The organism is Campylobacter sputorum, assembly GCF_002220775.1.
GTDB classification, from domain to species: domain Bacteria; phylum Campylobacterota; class Campylobacteria; order Campylobacterales; family Campylobacteraceae; genus Campylobacter_F; species Campylobacter_F bovis.
On the sequence record NZ_CP019685.1, the window covers coordinates 143,499 to 159,116 of the forward strand.

The window sequence follows — 15,618 nt, forward strand, 5'->3', positions numbered from 1 at the left end:
GTGTATATGGATTTTTGCGAAGTTAGTATAATACATCAAGATATAGTCAAAAATGTAATGGAAAATATGCCAAAGGACGATAGTTTAGAGTGTTTGGCGGATTTTTTTAAAATTTTTTCAGATAGCACAAGGGTGCGAATACTTTGGGCTTTAAGTCAAAATGAAATGTGTGTTTGTGATATAGCATACCTTTTAAATATGAGTAATTCAAGTATATCTCATCAGTTGAGGGTGCTTAAGCAAGGCGGATTTGTTAAAAATAGACGAGATGGTAAAGTTATATATTATAGTCTAAGAGATGAGCATATAAGCACTATTTTAAATCAAAGCTTAATTCATATAAACGAATAAAGGGTAAAAAATGTGTAAAAAATTCACACTTAAAAATTTAGAATGCTCTAACTGTGCTTCTAAAATGGAAGAACAAATATCAAAAATAAATGGCGTCCAAAGTGTTAGTATAAATTTCATAACAACTAAAATGAAACTAAATTATGATGAAAGTATGGAAGATGAAATTTTAAACAGATGTCAAAGTATCATTTCGAAAATAGAGCCAAATACTATTATGGAAATTTTATAAGATGAAAAAAGATATAAGTTTTATTTTTATTTGTATTTTTATAGTTATTGTTTCATTTTTTATAGAAAATAATATTTTAAAAACTAGTTTTTTGGCAATTTCGTATATTATTATAGGATACGATGTTCTTTTAAATGGCATTAAAACATTAACAAAAAAATCTTTTTTAGATGAGAATTTTTTGATGAGTATAGCATCTCTTGGAGCTTTTTTCATAGGAGAGCAGTTAGAAGCGGTTGGTGTAATGTTATTTTATAAGATAGGTGCAACTTTTGAACGCTACTCATTAAATAAATCAAGAAATTCTCTAAAAGATGCGATGAAACTTATGCCAGAATATGCAAATTTAAAACTAGATAATGGCGAGCATAAAAAAGTTGATCCAAATTTTATTAATATAGGCGATATTATACTCATAAAACCAGGAGAAAAAGTGCCAATTGATGGCATTATAATAAGTGGTAATTCATCTTTAAACACTGCAGCTATCACAGGAGAACCCATTCCAAAAGAACTTAAAACTGGTGATGAAATAACAAGTGGATATGTAAATATAAATGGGCTTTTGGAAGTTAAGGTTACAAAAAACTTTGAAAACTCAACTATAGCCCAAATTTTAGAGCTTGTAGAAGATGCTACAACAAAAAAATCAAAACAAGAAAAATTTATAACCAAATTTGCTAGAGTTTATACGCCCATTGTAGTTTTTGTAGCAATATTTATAACTATTATCCCGCCATTTTTCACCGGTGAGATTAAAGAATGGTTTTATAGAGCGTTAATATTTCTAGTAGTTTCTTGTCCTTGCGCTCTTGTGATATCTGTACCTCTTAGTTTTTTTGGAGGTATAGGGGCATCAAGTAAAAAAGGAATTTTGGTAAAAGGAAGTAATTTTTTAGATGTGCTTTCAAAGGCAAAAACTTTTGTTTTTGATAAAACAGGAACGCTTACAAAAGGCGAATTTATGGTTGATGAGGTAGTAAGTGTTGGTAAATTTAGTAAAGACGATGTAATTGAGTTTGCAGCTTTATCACAACTTTACTCATCTCATCCTATCGGTATTTCGCTTATAAAATATACAAAAAGTTTGGATATAAATTTAGATGAAAATTTAGTTAGTAATTTAGAAGAGATTCCAGGATTTGGCATAAAGGCTGATATAAAAGGAAGTAGTGTTTTGATTGGAAATGCAAATTTACTAAAAGATTTTGCGCTTCCAAAGCTTGATAAAACTTCTACTTTTATAGCAATAAATAGAGAATTTGCAGGATACATTACATTTAAAGATGAGATAAGATATGATGCTATAACAACTATAAAATATCTCAAAAGTAAAAAAATAAAAACATTTATGCTAACAGGAGATAAAGAAAACTCAGCAAAACTTATAGCAACAAAACTTGGGATAGACCATGTTTTTGCAGAGCTAACGCCGATGAAAAAAGTTGAAATTTTAGAAAGCTTGATGGATAAAAAAGCAAAAAATGAAACTATCTGTTATATAGGAGATGGCATAAATGATGCCCCTGTTTTAGCAAGAGCTGATGTCGGTATAGCCATTTTTGGAAGTAGTGCTGCAATAGAAGCTGGAGATATAGTTTTGCTTGATAGTAGTTTAAATAAACTAAAAACAGCCTTGCAAATATCTAAAAAAACTATAAATATAGCCTATGAAAATATCATTTTTAGTATAGGCATAAAGATATTTGTGCTTGTTTTGGCTATTTTTGGTTTTGCATCTATGTGGGCTGCAATATTTGCAGATGTTGGAGTTACGATACTTGCCATACTAAATTCATTTAGGGTTTTTGCTTATGCTAAAAAGATTTAAAATATAAATCCATAAATAATTTTTAAAATGGTTAAAGCAACTATGATTAAAAATATTGTCTTTACCCATTTTACATCTTTTTTAATAACAAAATTTGAGCCAAAATATCCGCCTAAAATTTGACCTAATGCCATTATAAAGCCCACAAGCCAAAGAATTTGTCCACCAAATATAAAAACAACTAAAGAGACGAAATTTGAGACGAAATTCAAAACCTTAGTGTGTGCAACGGCTTTTTTCATATAAAGTCCAAGAATACCAACTAATGCAAATGTCCAAAATGATCCAGCCCCAGGTCCAAAAAAGCCATCATAAAATCCCAAAATCAGTCCAAAAACTATATAAAAAGGCTTTGGAGACATTCTAGCTTTTGTGTCTTTTTCGCCTAAATTTGGCGAAAAAATCGTATAGATAAAAATACCAATTAGCAAAAAGGGGATTATGTAGTTTAAAAATTTCGCGTCTATAAAAAGCACAAGCATTGTTCCACTACACGCACCTATAAAAGTAAAAATTATCCCAGTTATTATCTCTTTTTTATCTATATAGCCTTTTGCCCAAAAATTTGCAGCAGCTGTAAAAGTTCCAAAACTTCCTTGCAGTTTATTTGTAGCAAGTGCAATATGTGGGGGAACATTCATAGCTAAAAGAGCTGGCAAACAAATAAGCCCGCCACCTCCTGCTATAGCATCCACAAAACCGCCCAAAAATGCAGCTATAAAAAATACACCAAATTGCCAAATTTCAAATTCCATTGTTTGCTTCTTTTTAAATTTAATTAGTAATTTTAACTCATTTAAATATAAAATTTACTAAATTTATAAAAAAGGATTTAGCATGCAAAAATCTTATATGAAGACACCTATTGGAAATTTAGAAATTATGGCTGATGAAATAGGAATTTGTGAGATAAATTTCACAAACAATTTTATAAATTTAGATACAAAAAATACTCATATAAAAAAATGTATAAAAGAACTTAACGAATATTTTAGCGGAAATTTGAGAGAATTTAGCGTAAATTTACATATAGTTGCAACACAATTTCAAAGAAGCGTTTATGAGGCTTTGCTTTGCATAAAATATGGCAAAACAGCAACTTATGGAGATATAGCAAAAATGATAAATTTTCCAAAATCTTACAGGGCTGTTGGAAACGCAAACTCAAAAAATAAAATTCCAATCATAATTCCATGCCACAGAATAGTTTGCAAAAACTCAATTGGGGGATATTCTGACGGCATAGAAATAAAAAAATTTTTACTAGATTTGGAGAGTAAATTTAATTGATATATGAAACTATGTCTAGGTTAAAGCCCTTTATACCTACAAATTCTTTTTTAGAGCTTGAGCTAATCATATCAATTTGTGTTATGCCAAAATGTTTTAGAATTTGAGCTCCTATACCATAGTTTTTTATTAAATTTTTACTATCATTACCATCATCTAAAAATATCAAAATGCCATTTTTTTCGTTAAGAATTTCTAAACTTTTCATAAGGTCGTCATATTTTTTATTTGTCATAAAATCTATATTTGATGATATTTTTTCAAATTTTACAACGCTTCTTTTAGAAATATTTCCAAAAATAAAGGCAAAATGAGTTCTATCTAGATGATCTTTTATCTCATATTGAACTGCTTCATAACCTGCTAATTTAATGTTAGAAGATTTTTCTATGTTTATTAGGGTTTCATTTTGGAGTCTGTATTTTACTATATCAGATATCGCGACCATATGTAGTCCAAATTTTTCGCAAAAAAGCTCTAAATCATCTCTTCTGGCCATGCTTCCATCATCTTTTACGATTTCGCAGCATATTGCAACTTCCATAAGTCCGGCTAATTTACATAAATCCACACAACCCTCAGTGTGACCTGTTCTAACTAAAACACCGCCATTTTTTGCAATTAGTGGAAAAATATGCCCAGGACGCACAAAATCATCAGCAGTTGCAGTGGGTGAGCACATAAGTTTTATTGTCATATCTCTCTCATAAGCACTAACACCAGTTGTTGCTTCTTTTGCATCTATAGTAACAGTAAAAGCTGTTTCATGTGAAGATGTATTTGAACTAACCATAGGTGCAAGATCAAATTTTTTTGCTATTTGTTCGCTTATTGGTGTACAAAGCACTCCTTTTGCGTGTGTTATAGTAAAATTTACTTTTTGTGTATCACTAAAGGTAGCAGCAAAAATTATATCCCCTTCATTTTCCCTATCTTCATCATCAACCATTACAAGCATTTTTCCTTGTTTTAAATCATCAATTGCTTGTTCTACGCTTACTAAAGCCATTATTTTTCCTTATTTATTTTCTATGAAATTGTTACTATTGGTAATTTTGATTCTTCTATTAATTCTGCAGAAAAGCTTCCAAAGAAAAATCTTTTTATAGGATTTGAGTTAAATGCCCCACAAGCTATCAAATCTATCTCATTTTTATTTGCAAAATCAAGCATCTCATCGATACTTCCGTGAATACTTATAAATTTGAGATTTTCATCACTATAAGTTTCTTTTGTTTTAGATAAAATTTGATCGGATTTTTCTTTGCTTTCGTTTAAATTTAATATGATTTTTTCTGCATTTTTGAAGTTTTTGCAAACAAAATCAAGTATTTTATCACTTGCATTAGATCCATCATAAGCTACTAGGATTTTATCAACTTTTTGTATGTTTGAGCTTAGAGTGAAAATAGGAGATTTCGCATATTTTATAATGTCAAATAAATTTCTGCTTATTTGATTAGAGCTTGCACTATTTCCTATTACAAGTATGCTTTCATTATCACAAAGAGATTGTATTTTTACAACCAAATCGCCTTCTTCTTGTATGATTTGAGAATCAAGACCGCTATTTAGTGCAAATTTATTGTATAGACCTAAAATGTTTTTTAACTCAGCTGCTCTGTCTTTGCTTTCATTTAACTCTTTTATAATCTCATAATCTATGTGATATTGATGAGTTGGATCCATAACTCCCATCATTGCAAAAGATGTTGCATAATCTTGCAAAACTTCATTAACATTTAAAAAATAAATTTTTAAATTTAAGATTTTGGCTATATTGATAGCACTTTCACATACATTTTTATTAAGCGAACTGCTGTCTATACAAGCTATAATTTTTTTCATTTTCTTTTAAAACTCTCTTTTGTATGATTTATAAGCGATTTTGCACCGTCGTATACTTTGTTTCCAAGCTTTTTTGCTTCTAATGTAATCTCTTTTTTCGCGTTTTCTATCTCAAATTTATCTAATTCTTGCTTTTGTGCTTCTAAATTTTTAAATATTTTCAAACTTTTTTTACTAAATTCTTGCTTTAAAGAGTGCATTTTTTCATTTGCTTTTTTAGCAAATTCTTCTATATTTTCATTTTCTTTTATATCTTCCATTTTAGAGATTATAAGCTGTTTTGTGTCATTTGTAAGCCTTATAAATTTAGCTAGATAACTATCTAAACTATTTTGCAATATATCTTCTATAATCGATTTTGAAGGCTCGTCGCATTCTAAAGATATATTTTTTAAAAGCTCTATAAAGTCATTTTCGATATTTTGAAGTTCTTTTGTAGTTTCTAAAAGATTTTGATTTATCTCTTTTGGAACAAATTTTATATCATCATTTAGTTTTTCTATAGATTTAAAAATTCCATCTTTGTTTCCATTTATCACGCCTTTTATAAGTGAGCTAGCGTAAATTTTGCTTTCATTTGCCACTTCAATAGCTGCTTTTACGATAACTTTTGATATATTTAAAATTCTTTCTTTTTCAAATTTACCTTCTTTTATTGTTAGATAAGATATGTTTTTACTTATTTCATATGCTGTATCTTCAACATCTTCACCATTTTCGATTGTTGTTAAAAATGCTGATTCTGAAGTTTCTTTTAATATTCCTAAAATTTCTAATCCGCCTATTAATCTTTCATCAATAACATCTAAAATCATATCTTTATAAGGACTATTGCTTTTTTTAAACTGATTTTCTATATTTTTATAAATATCAACAAGAGAGTTTCGTATATCTCTGCCTTGTGCGTAAATTTGCTTTTTTATCTGATCATTTTCATATATAAGTTTGTGAAAATACTGCTCTTTTTCATATACACTAGCTCTAAAAAGACCATCCATAATTGAAGATAAAGTTTCATGATTTAGTAAATTTTTACTTTTTAATTCTTCGCAAAGTTGAGAAAAAATATATATTATTTTTTCTTCTTTTTGAATTTCTCCTAAAAACTCATCTTTATACATATCAAATACACTATCATTCAAACGCAGATTAAAATCCTCATCATTTTTGTGTTTATCTATAAAATTTAAAAATATATCTTTTTGCATATCTTTCCTTTACAAAACAAATTTGCATTTACTTTTTAATTTGTTAAATATATCCAATCTCTCTTTGTCATTTAAAATAAAAACGCTTAGATTGTGGCTTTGGTAATTTCCGTTGCTACTTAAATTTGAAAACTCAAGTTTATATTCTTTTTGTTTAGTTACCAAAGCTACTATGTTTTCAATTTTTTCATCTTTTGATATTATAAGCTTGTATTTCCAAAAACACGGATAGTTGATTTTAGGTTTATTTTCGCACATACTCGCCACTTTTTCCACCGCTTTTACTTTCTAAACAAATTTCACTTATAAGCATATTTTTATCAACTGCTTTTATCATATCATAAATTGTTAAAAGCCCGATGCTAACACCTGTTAATGCTTCCATCTCAACACCTGTTTTTCCATTTAGTTTAACACTAACAAAAAGCTTATAACCAAAATCGCCATCAAGTTCTTCTATATGTGTGTCTATGCCAGTTATATTTAATGGATGACACATTGGTATAAGATTTGAAGTTTGTTTAGCTCCCATTATAGCAGCAACTATTGCTGTTTGCAAAACAGGACCTTTTTTTGCCGAGTTTGTTTTAATCATTTCAAATGCATCCTTAGACATTTTTATAATTCCACTTGCCTTTGCTATGCGTGCTGTTATATCTTTAGAGCTAACATCTACCATTTTTGGTCTATTATTTTTATCTAAATGAGTTAATTTCATTTTATTCCTTTGTTATTTAAGTATTATATCAAAGAAAAGTTTAATTAATTTAATTAAGTAAAAAACCATAAGAATAAATTTTCTTATGGTTTTTAAAAAGGAGGTTTCATTAATTGTGTGTGAGAGTAATAATACAGTTTTGTTGTAAATGGCTATTGAATTTATCATAAACAGATTATTTTCGCCATAAATTTGCTTTTTTAAACTATTTTTAGATATAATCAAAACTTGAAATTTTACGAAAGGTGGTGATGGAAGTGCCAGGAGTTAAGGTACATCCAAATGAGTCTTTTGATGAAGCCTATAGAAGATTCAAAAAACAAGTTGATAGAAACTTAGTTGTTACTGAAGTAAGAGCTAGAAGATTTTTTGAACCTATGACTGAAATAAGAAAAAAACAGAAGATTTCAGCTCGCAAAAAAATGCTTAAGCGTCTTTATATGCTTAGACGCTATGAATCAAAACTCTAAGCCAAAATTGGTCGCTAAAAGCGACCAATTAACATAGATTGGGGAAACTTCATGCAAAAATTCTGTGTTGCAGATGCGGCTACTCATCTTGGTATTACAAAAGAAGCTATCTACAATAGAATTAGAAGAGGCACTTTAGAATTTGTAGAAGAAAATGGACAGAAATTTATCATAATTGATTCTGATGACTCAAAAAAAACTAAAAAATCATCAACAAAACAGACTAAAAAACTTCCTTCAAACGATATTTTTACAGATTATTTGCTTAACCAAATAGATGAGCTTAAAGATGAAAATGCAAAATTACACAAACAAAAAGATGAGCTTTATGAACAAAAAGAGCAAATTTTAATCCAAAATAAAGAAGAAATAAAACAAATTTATAAAGAAAAAGATGATAAACTAAGATATTTTTTATCTCTTCTTGAAAAACCTTTGATATCAAAACAAAATGGAGAATATTTAGCACCAATTGATGTTGAAATCACTGAGTACAATGAAAGCTCTACGCAAAATATGAGTAGAAATGATGATGTCAGTGATGAGAAAAAATGGATTAAATTTAGCACATATTGTATGATAAATAATCTTAGTTTAAAAGATGAAAAAAAACTCAAGAAGATAATTTTATCAAAAATAGACACATCTAAGAAAATTCAGCTAAAAAATGGCATTGTGTATATAAGAAGAGATAAAAAAATTAAATAAATTTAGGAAATAAAGTGAAAAAATTTAGAAAAATAGCAAATTATGCAGCAGTTGGTGGACTTGGAGCTATGCTTATAACAGGTCTTAATGGATGTGGAAATAGTAACAATAATGAAGAAATGATAACACAAGAAACACAACAAGGTGCCTTTGTAATCATAGAAGAAACTACTCCTGGAAAATACAAAATTCAAGAAGAATTTCCCAGCAAAGAAACAAGAATTGTCCTAAAAGATATAAATGGAACAGAAAGAGTTTTAACAAAAGAAGAGATGGATGTTTTGATGGCTGAAGAAAATGCCAAAATTGATGCTGGAACTAGCCCGCTAACCAATCAAAATGCACAACTTAGTAGCGGCGGGTTATCTCTAGGAGAGGCAATACTTGCAAGTGCAGCTGGAGCCATTATAGGAAGCTGGATAGGCAGTAAGCTTTTTAACAATACTGCTTATAATAATCATAGACAAACAGCTTATAAAAATCCAAGCACATATTCAAGAAGTGTAGATAGCTTCAATAAAGCAAAAGCTACATCTTCAAAAAGTTCAACATCTAAAAAAAGCGGATTTTTTAGCGGGGGAAGCAAAACAGGCACTTCGTCTGGAAGTTTTGGAAGCTAAATTTGGAATGTCTTTTGCTTTAAATTTATAAAAATTTAGGAGCATAAGATGATGGTAGTAAAAAATAGTTTAGTTAATCCAAATCAAGCTAGCAAACTTGGAGAAATCGTAAAGGAAAATGATGATTTTACTAAAATGTTAGATGATATGGATAAAAAAAATGATGAGATTAAAAAGATAAACGGTAAATTTACAAAAGAGTTAAAAGAGCAAGATAAAATTTTTAAACAATTTGACCTTGCTTTTATAAGAAATCAAATAATATTTGGAAATCTTGATGAAGAAGAGCAAAGCAAACTTTTCAAAAAATCTTTAAAGATAGCAAAAGAACTTAGCGAACTTTAATCATATCAAATTATATAAATTTTTGAATTTTAGATGAAAAGCGATATAATCTGCAAAATATTTAGGAGAAAAAATGATAAATTTAAGACTCATTGAGACAAATTTCGATGAATTTACAAAAAAACTAAAAGCAAAAAAAACAAATCCACAAATGTTAAAAAATTTGCTTGACTTATACAATAAACTTAAAATTAAAAGACAGGATCTAGAATCTTTTCAAGCACTTCAAAATTCAAAAAGCAAAGAACTTGGAATAAAGGCTAAAAATGGCGAAGATGTAAGAGCTTTAAAAGAAGAGCTTGCTAAAAATAAAATAAAAGTTCAAGATAGCGAGAATTTAATTAGAGATTTAGAGCTTAAACTTGATGAAATATCATCAAACATACCAAATATTATAGATGATGATGTGCCTTTTGGCGAAGATGAAAACGATAATGTGGAGTTAAAAAAAGTTTTGGAGCCAAGAAAATTTGATTTTGAGCCAAAAGAACATTTTGAGCTTGGTGAGAAACTTGGTTGGTTAGATTTTGAGCGAGGGGCAAAGCTTGGCGGAAGTCGTTTTACTGTGTTAAAAGGCGATGGTGCAAGATTAAATAGAGCACTAGTAAATTATATGATAGATTTTAATACTTCAAGAGGTTTTGAGCTTGTAAATGTTCCATTTTTAGTAAGACCTGAAATTTTATATGGCACAGGACAACTTCCTAAATTTGAAGATGATTTATATAAAGCAAGGGATGAGGAGCTTTATTTGATACCAACAAGCGAAGTTCCTGTTACAAATTTATACAATGATGAAATTTTAGATATTGAAAAACTGCCTATAAAAATGACTTGTTATAGTCATTGTTTCAGAAAAGAAGCAGGCTCAGCTGGTAGAGACACAAGAGGCATGATAAGACAGCATCAATTTGAAAAAGTAGAGCTTGTTAGCATAACAAAACCAGATGAGAGCGAGGCTGTATTAGAAGAAATGATAAGTTGCGCAAGTGATCTTTTAACATCACTTGGTCTTCCTCACAGGCATATGATGCTTTGTAGTGGCGATCTTGGCTTTAGCGCAGCAAAGACAATTGATTTAGAAGTTTGGCTTCCAGGACAAAACAAATATAGAGAGATAAGTTCTATATCAAATACTAGAGATTTTCAAGCAAGAAGAGCAAAAATTCGTTATAAAGATGGTAAAAAAAATATTTTAGTAAATACACTAAATGGCTCATCTTTGGCTGTTGGTAGAACGCTAATTGCAATAATGGAAAATTATCAAAAATCAGATGGAAGCATAGAAATTCCAGAAGTTTTACGAAAATATATGTAGGTATTTTATGGCTGATGAAGAAAATATCGTAATTCTTGAAACAGGTGATGAATTAACGCCTCTTGATGAGATAGATAAAAATAAAGAAGAGCCAAAGCAAGAAGATACGCCAAAGGTTATTAAAAGCCAAAAAAAATTTTTGATTATTGGTATAGTAGTTTCTGTTTTATTGTTAGTTGTTATTGTTTGTGTTATTTTATTTTTTATTTTTTCAAAAACTGAAGACAAATTAGAGCCTAAAATCGTAGAAAACAAGATAGAACAGCCTATATATAATACTGCTAAATTTGCACCAAATAAAATAGATGATATGATAAAAAAAGCGAACTCTCTTTATGAAAAAGGAGATAAAATACAAGCTCTTCAAATTTATAAAGACATATCAACTTATAATGAATCAATATCAAATTACAATCTTGGTGTCTCGCAAATGAGGCAAAATAATTGCGAATTAGCAATAGAGTCTTTTAGAAAAGCTATAAATGATATGGATAATGCAACCGTAAGTGCATTAAATGCAGCTGCTTGTTCGCTTGAGCTTGGGAATGCTGATTCATTTGATTATTTTTTAAATTTAGCCCATTCTTTTTTGGTAAATGAAGCAGATTCTCCGCTTTTTAACTATTATATTGCTTTAGTGCATTATTATAATGGATTTTATTATGAGGCTTTAAAGGTTCTTAATCATACGCAAAATTACCAGTATAAAAGTAAATTTAACTATTTAAAGGCAAAAATTTTAACATTTTTAGGAAAAGAAGAAGAGGCAATTTATTATCTTCAAAATCAAAATGAGTTTAGCTCAAATTTTACTATAGGGCTTTTGTATGCAAAAATAGGAAAATTTAGTGAAGCTAAGGATTATTTGAAAAGAGCTCAAATAAGCGAGCCAAATAGAAGTAAAATTTCAACTGCTTTGTCGATATTAAACATAAAAACCGGTTTTTATAAAGATGCGGCAAATCTTTTAAAAGAGCTTACACACATTGATGAAAATTTGCCAAATAAAATTTATAATGTTAGTATCGGATTAAATACAAAATTATTTGATATTAATATAGCTCAAAATAGTTTTGAAAAAGATATGTTTGAAAATAAAATAAAAAGATATGAAATGATATTTTATTTTGTTCCATATCAGGTTTTTGATGTTAATCAAGCCTTGGATTTTGCTAGAAAAGGTGCTATAAATTTATCTCTAGATAACATAGAAGGAGCTCAAGATTATCTAGGAAATTCAACTACTCTTTCAAAAGTTAATGCCAAACTTTCATCAAGCATAGCAAAAGCAATAGATAATAAACTAAGAGAAGCAAATAAAGAGTTTAAAGATCTTTTAAAAGTTTATCCACAACATGCAATAGTTCATTACAATTTGGCATTAAGTTATGCAAAACTTCAAGATTTTAAAAATGCGGCGAAATATTTTACAAGTAGTTATCACTTAAATCCAAACAATCATATTTCTGGAGCACTTGCTATAATATGCAATGATATATTAAAAGAAAAAGTTCCAAAGCTCTTAAGTGAGGTTAGTGAAGGCATACGAGATGATGATAAACTAAGTCCAGATGATATCTCACCAGCACTTTTGCATCTTAGTTTAGATAATTTAAATGCACTTATTAGTTGGTCTGAAATACCTAAAAAACGATCAGCTCTAAATGTATTTTTTGAGACAATGACGGCAAATCTTGCACAAAATGAAGATTTGTTTATAAAAAAATCTAGTGAATTAAATACAATTTTGCCAAATGATATAATGGCAAATCTTATAAATTTCGTAGCAAAGAATCATAATCTAGATATAAAATCTTATGCCAAAAACGCTCAAATAGCAATGCAAAATAATCAATTTAATCTAGATTCTTTTTATTATGGACCTTATATAGTAAAAGAGCAGTTTATAAAACTACTTCAAATTTCAGGTTTTATCCACAAAGTACGCTCAAATCTTAAAAATTTAGTTATGGTTTCAGCAAATAGTGATAAATTTGTAAATTTACTTGAAACTTTAGCTTATGTAGATATTTATGCTAATAATTTTGATGAAGCATATGTGATTTACAATAGATTAATAGATACTTACGCTATAACAGATGCTTCTTTGGTATTTTATGCAGCTGTTGCGAGTGTTGGGGCAAGTCAGTATGAAAATGCGATTGCTATGCTTGAACTTGCTAGGATAACTAATCCAAATGATCCAGAAAACCGCATTCCGCTTGCCATGCTTTATCATAGCATTAACAATATGGAAGCTGCTATAAACCAGTATGATAGACTTGGAAATAATGGTTTTATAAGCAACTTTTTTACTCTTGATGTGGAGTAAAAAAGTTTATTTTTTAAGCCCTATAGCGGTTTTTAACATTTCATTGCTTGTTGTTATACTTTTTGAACTAGCATCAAAACCTTTTTGAAATACTATTAACTCGGTTAACTGTTCGCCTAAATCTACATTTGATTGCTCCAAGAAGTTTGATTTTATCTGTGCACCATAAACTAAATTTCCTTTTGAATCTTTGTAAAATATTGGCTCACCAGAATTTGAAGTTTTTGTAAATAAATTTCCACCAACTTTGTGTAAACCTTGCTCATTTTGAAAATGAAAGATTGGAATTTTTGCTACTTCTACATTTACTGAGTTGCTAAATCTAGCATAAACTGAGCCATTATCGCCTACATGATACTCTTCAAAAAGACCTTCATATGAACCATCTTTTTGGATATCTGTTATCTTGCTTTTTTCTTCTCTTGATACCATTCCGCCAAAGATTACATTTGATGCACTGTTATTTCCAGGAATTCCAAAATTTACATTTAGCAAAGCCCCATTATTATCTAGAGTTCCTAAAGATGAGCTTTTTAGCATACCTTTGCCATCAAAGATTAATTCGCCATTTGACGAGCTTAAAAGCGTATTATTTGGCGAAAAAAGACTTGCTTTTACTTGCCAAATATGCCCTTCGGTTGGGTTTGGATATTGTTTTGTAAATTCCAGCTCAAGTCTATTTTTATCACCATTTGGAGATATCACATCTGTATTAAATTTAACTATGTTTGGCTCTTGTTCTTTTATAGTTGTATTTATGCTTATATCAAGTGGAAGTGTTTTATCTATATCGTTATTTAATGCTAAATTTTCCACACTCCAACTTCCATCGTTTTTTACTAATGCATTTATTGTTTGTGAGTTTGAATTTTTATCTTTTATGGTTATTTGAATATTATCTCCTGGTTTTATTCTATTATCATTTATAAATCCGCTTAAATTTATGGTTCCATCGTTATTTAAATTTTGTTTTTCATTGTTATTTGTTAGTGTAATTACACTATCTTTAAATTTATCTCTACTATCAAGAGTGCCTTTAAAATTTACATAACTTGTGGCAACTGGTGGAAGATACATATATTTTGGAAGTTTTATAGGTTTTTGTGCGTTTTCTGTGCCTAAAGTTAGGCTTGTTTTTTGATCTGCTGTGTATGCGTCTAAAATAGGTGTTTGAGTTTGATTATAAATTTGACCAAAAGCTTCTTTGGCCGTTTCACTGAGTGCTGTTTGTGTGAAATTTGCTACTGTTCCTATTACAAATTCGCCATTATTTGTAACTAAATTTCCATCTTTATCTACATCAAAAGCACCATTTCTTGTATAAAAAATATCTCCATTTCTACCTTGGATTCCAAAATATCCATTTCCAGCTATGGCAAGATCAAAACTCCTTTCTGTGTTCATCAAAGAGCCTTGAGACATATCAAGTGCAGTTGTTTGCATGGTCGCACCAAGTCCAATTTGATTTGATCTAAATGGATAGCCAGATTCTATTGATGTTTGATAAAATATGCTTTTAAACTCAGGGCGAGAACCTCTAAAGCCAATATTGTTTATATTTGATATATTATCAGCTGTTACATCTATGCCAACTCCATGAGTTCTTATGCCACTTACTCCATTATAAAGAGATCTTAACATTTCTAACCTTTATAAAATTCGCTTATTTTTGAAATATCAATAAATTTCCCGCCTATTTTTACCTCTGCTTTTCCGTCTATAAATCTAATTGCTTCTACCGGATAGGTTCCAACACTTGTTTCTTTTTGTTCACCAGATTCAGTTATATATTTTGCTTTTACTCTATATGCACCTAGTGGAGCCTCGTTTCCATCATCATCTTTACCATCCCAAGTAACTTCATGAGTTCCTTTTGGAGCATTACCAAAGCTTATAGAATTTATAAGTTTTGAGCCAGTTGAATCATAAATTTCATACACTCCACTTTTTGCTACATCTGGAAAATATATAGAAAAATTAATATCACTTCCCATTGTATCTTTCACAACAGCATCAGATGCAGTATGTGCCATAGTTCCTAGAGCTGCAAAGGAATTCATGCTCATCATAGCTTTCATCTGTGCTGCTAAATCTTTCATCATTTTATTTGTATTTTCTTGCGTTTCAAGTGTTGCTAGTTGACTAGTTTGCTCAAGCATTTTTGCTGTATCCATAGGACTTGTTGGATCTTGATATTTAAGCTCGGTAAGTAAAAGCTTCATAAATGCATCTTTATCAAGTGCTGCTTTTGGATTGCTAACTCCAGCCTTTTCGGAAGCTTCTTGTGCCTTTTGGGCTGCAACTTTATCTTGTGTGAACATATTGCTTGTATCTATGGCCATTTTTT

Annotated in this window: 18 protein-coding genes; 10 read left to right on the forward strand and 8 right to left on the reverse strand. The window is 29.5% G+C overall.

From position 1 onward, the window contains the following. The first annotated feature begins 6 nt into the window (after window positions 1-6). The 3 genes from CSPB_RS00760 to CSPB_RS00770 are packed head-to-tail and all read left to right on the forward strand — an operon-like array spanning window position 7 to window position 2,414. Window positions 7-351, forward strand: coding sequence for an ArsR/SmtB family transcription factor (locus tag CSPB_RS00760; protein WP_089192761.1), 345 nt, complete (start codon window positions 7-9; stop codon window positions 349-351). 10 nt (window positions 352-361) lie between these two features. Next, window positions 362-583: a cation transporter gene (locus tag CSPB_RS00765; RefSeq protein ID WP_033917015.1), complete on the forward strand. Its 222-nt coding sequence runs from the start codon at window positions 362-364 to the stop codon at window positions 581-583. A gap of 1 nt (window position 584) precedes the next feature. Further along, complete coding sequence (locus CSPB_RS00770; protein WP_089192762.1) at window positions 585-2,414, forward strand: heavy metal translocating P-type ATPase; 1,830 nt, start codon at window positions 585-587, stop codon at window positions 2,412-2,414. Here CSPB_RS00770 and CSPB_RS00775 read toward each other — a convergent pair. Continuing rightward, window positions 2,411-3,169, reverse strand: coding sequence for a TSUP family transporter (locus tag CSPB_RS00775; protein ID WP_089192763.1), 759 nt, complete (start codon window positions 3,167-3,169; stop codon window positions 2,411-2,413). The two genes, CSPB_RS00770 and CSPB_RS00775, sit on opposite strands and share 4 nt — an antisense overlap. 82 nt (window positions 3,170-3,251) lie before the next feature. On the opposite strand from CSPB_RS00775, the gene CSPB_RS00780 reads away from it, so the two are divergent. Next, window positions 3,252-3,704 carry a methylated-DNA--[protein]-cysteine S-methyltransferase gene (locus CSPB_RS00780; RefSeq protein WP_089192764.1) on the forward strand — a complete coding sequence of 151 codons (453 nt, stop codon included), beginning with the start codon at window positions 3,252-3,254 and terminating at the stop codon, window positions 3,702-3,704. Here CSPB_RS00780 and CSPB_RS00785 read toward each other — a convergent pair. Genes CSPB_RS00785 through moaC form a run of 5 tightly spaced genes read right to left on the reverse strand, consistent with a single transcriptional unit; the run spans window position 3,697 to window position 7,478 of the window. Further along, the gene (locus CSPB_RS00785) at window positions 3,697-4,713 is read right to left on the reverse strand and encodes a bifunctional 3,4-dihydroxy-2-butanone 4-phosphate synthase/GTP cyclohydrolase II (protein WP_089192765.1); all 1,017 of its coding nucleotides are present in this window, start codon (window positions 4,711-4,713) and stop codon (window positions 3,697-3,699) included. The two genes, CSPB_RS00780 and CSPB_RS00785, sit on opposite strands and share 8 nt — an antisense overlap. 20 nt (window positions 4,714-4,733) lie before the next feature. Beyond that, window positions 4,734-5,552 carry a universal stress protein gene (locus CSPB_RS00790; RefSeq protein WP_089192766.1) on the reverse strand — a complete coding sequence of 273 codons (819 nt, stop codon included), beginning with the start codon at window positions 5,550-5,552 and terminating at the stop codon, window positions 4,734-4,736. After that, window positions 5,549-6,760: a hypothetical protein gene (locus CSPB_RS00795; protein ID WP_089192767.1), complete on the reverse strand. Its 1,212-nt coding sequence runs from the start codon at window positions 6,758-6,760 to the stop codon at window positions 5,549-5,551. Before CSPB_RS00795 ends, CSPB_RS00790 begins: the two co-directional genes overlap by 4 nt. Window positions 6,761-6,769: 9 nt before the next feature. Beyond that, window positions 6,770-7,018, reverse strand: a complete 249-nt coding sequence (locus CSPB_RS00800; RefSeq protein WP_227484198.1) for an HP0495 family protein — start codon at window positions 7,016-7,018, stop codon at window positions 6,770-6,772. Continuing rightward, window positions 7,005-7,478 carry a cyclic pyranopterin monophosphate synthase MoaC gene (gene moaC / locus CSPB_RS00805; RefSeq protein ID WP_089192768.1) on the reverse strand — a complete coding sequence of 158 codons (474 nt, stop codon included), beginning with the start codon at window positions 7,476-7,478 and terminating at the stop codon, window positions 7,005-7,007. Before moaC ends, CSPB_RS00800 begins: the two co-directional genes overlap by 14 nt. Before the next feature lie 257 nt (window positions 7,479-7,735). Between moaC and rpsU the strand changes: the two genes are divergently transcribed. From rpsU to CSPB_RS00835, 6 genes are all read left to right on the forward strand, one after another. Further along, entirely contained in the window at window positions 7,736-7,948 is a 213-nt protein-coding gene (gene rpsU / locus CSPB_RS00810; RefSeq protein WP_033917069.1) for a 30S ribosomal protein S21, read from the forward strand. 51 nt (window positions 7,949-7,999) lie between these two features. Continuing rightward, the gene (locus CSPB_RS00815; protein WP_089192769.1) at window positions 8,000-8,656 is read left to right on the forward strand and encodes a hypothetical protein; all 657 of its coding nucleotides are present in this window, start codon (window positions 8,000-8,002) and stop codon (window positions 8,654-8,656) included. A gap of 14 nt (window positions 8,657-8,670) precedes the next feature. Continuing rightward, window positions 8,671-9,276, forward strand: coding sequence for a UPF0323 family lipoprotein (locus CSPB_RS00820; RefSeq protein WP_089192770.1), 606 nt, complete (start codon window positions 8,671-8,673; stop codon window positions 9,274-9,276). A gap of 48 nt (window positions 9,277-9,324) precedes the next feature. Next, entirely contained in the window at window positions 9,325-9,621 is a 297-nt protein-coding gene (locus CSPB_RS00825) for a hypothetical protein (RefSeq protein WP_089192771.1), read from the forward strand. A gap of 73 nt (window positions 9,622-9,694) precedes the next feature. After that, window positions 9,695-10,939, forward strand: coding sequence for a serine--tRNA ligase (gene serS / locus CSPB_RS00830; protein WP_089192772.1), 1,245 nt, complete (start codon window positions 9,695-9,697; stop codon window positions 10,937-10,939). A 7-nt stretch (window positions 10,940-10,946) separates the two neighbouring features. Beyond that, entirely contained in the window at window positions 10,947-13,271 is a 2,325-nt protein-coding gene (locus tag CSPB_RS00835; RefSeq protein WP_089192773.1) for a tetratricopeptide repeat protein, read from the forward strand. A 6-nt stretch (window positions 13,272-13,277) separates the two neighbouring features. Here CSPB_RS00835 and CSPB_RS00840 read toward each other — a convergent pair whose 3' ends face one another. Both CSPB_RS00840 and CSPB_RS00845 read right to left on the reverse strand, forming a co-directional pair. Next, window positions 13,278-14,912 (reverse strand): flagellar hook protein FlgE, encoded by a 1,635-nt coding sequence (locus tag CSPB_RS00840; protein ID WP_089192774.1) that lies wholly within the window; start codon window positions 14,910-14,912, stop codon window positions 13,278-13,280. Window positions 14,913-14,914: 2 nt separating this feature from the next. Continuing rightward, window positions 14,915-15,613 carry a flagellar hook capping FlgD N-terminal domain-containing protein gene (locus tag CSPB_RS00845; RefSeq protein ID WP_089192775.1) on the reverse strand — a complete coding sequence of 233 codons (699 nt, stop codon included), beginning with the start codon at window positions 15,611-15,613 and terminating at the stop codon, window positions 14,915-14,917. Window positions 15,614-15,618: the final 5 nt, after the last annotated feature.

Excerpts from the sequence above, each read along its gene's own strand:
- CSPB_RS00765 (WP_033917015.1), top strand. The coding sequence starts at position 362 with ATGTGTAAAAAATTCACACTTAAAAATTTAGAATGCTCTAACTGTGCT.
- CSPB_RS00785 (WP_089192765.1), bottom strand. The coding sequence starts at position 4,713 with ATGGCTTTAGTAAGCGTAGAACAAGCAATTGATGATTTAAAACAAGGA.
- CSPB_RS00795 (WP_089192767.1), bottom strand. The coding sequence starts at position 6,760 with ATGCAAAAAGATATATTTTTAAATTTTATAGATAAACACAAAAATGAT.
- CSPB_RS00835 (WP_089192773.1), top strand. The coding sequence starts at position 10,947 with ATGGCTGATGAAGAAAATATCGTAATTCTTGAAACAGGTGATGAATTA.
- CSPB_RS00780 (WP_089192764.1), top strand. The coding sequence starts at position 3,252 with ATGCAAAAATCTTATATGAAGACACCTATTGGAAATTTAGAAATTATG.
- moaC (WP_089192768.1), bottom strand. The coding sequence starts at position 7,478 with ATGAAATTAACTCATTTAGATAAAAATAATAGACCAAAAATGGTAGAT.
- CSPB_RS00815 (WP_089192769.1), top strand. The coding sequence starts at position 8,000 with ATGCAAAAATTCTGTGTTGCAGATGCGGCTACTCATCTTGGTATTACA.
- CSPB_RS00760 (WP_089192761.1), top strand. The coding sequence starts at position 7 with ATGGATTTTTGCGAAGTTAGTATAATACATCAAGATATAGTCAAAAAT.
- CSPB_RS00825 (WP_089192771.1), top strand. The coding sequence starts at position 9,325 with ATGATGGTAGTAAAAAATAGTTTAGTTAATCCAAATCAAGCTAGCAAA.
- serS (WP_089192772.1), top strand. The coding sequence starts at position 9,695 with ATGATAAATTTAAGACTCATTGAGACAAATTTCGATGAATTTACAAAA.
- CSPB_RS00790 (WP_089192766.1), bottom strand. The coding sequence starts at position 5,552 with ATGAAAAAAATTATAGCTTGTATAGACAGCAGTTCGCTTAATAAAAAT.
- CSPB_RS00770 (WP_089192762.1), top strand. The coding sequence starts at position 585 with ATGAAAAAAGATATAAGTTTTATTTTTATTTGTATTTTTATAGTTATT.
- CSPB_RS00775 (WP_089192763.1), bottom strand. The coding sequence starts at position 3,169 with ATGGAATTTGAAATTTGGCAATTTGGTGTATTTTTTATAGCTGCATTT.
- CSPB_RS00840 (WP_089192774.1), bottom strand. The coding sequence starts at position 14,912 with ATGTTAAGATCTCTTTATAATGGAGTAAGTGGCATAAGAACTCATGGA.
- CSPB_RS00800 (WP_227484198.1), bottom strand. The coding sequence starts at position 7,018 with ATGTGCGAAAATAAACCTAAAATCAACTATCCGTGTTTTTGGAAATAC.
- CSPB_RS00845 (WP_089192775.1), bottom strand. The coding sequence starts at position 15,613 with ATGGCCATAGATACAAGCAATATGTTCACACAAGATAAAGTTGCAGCC.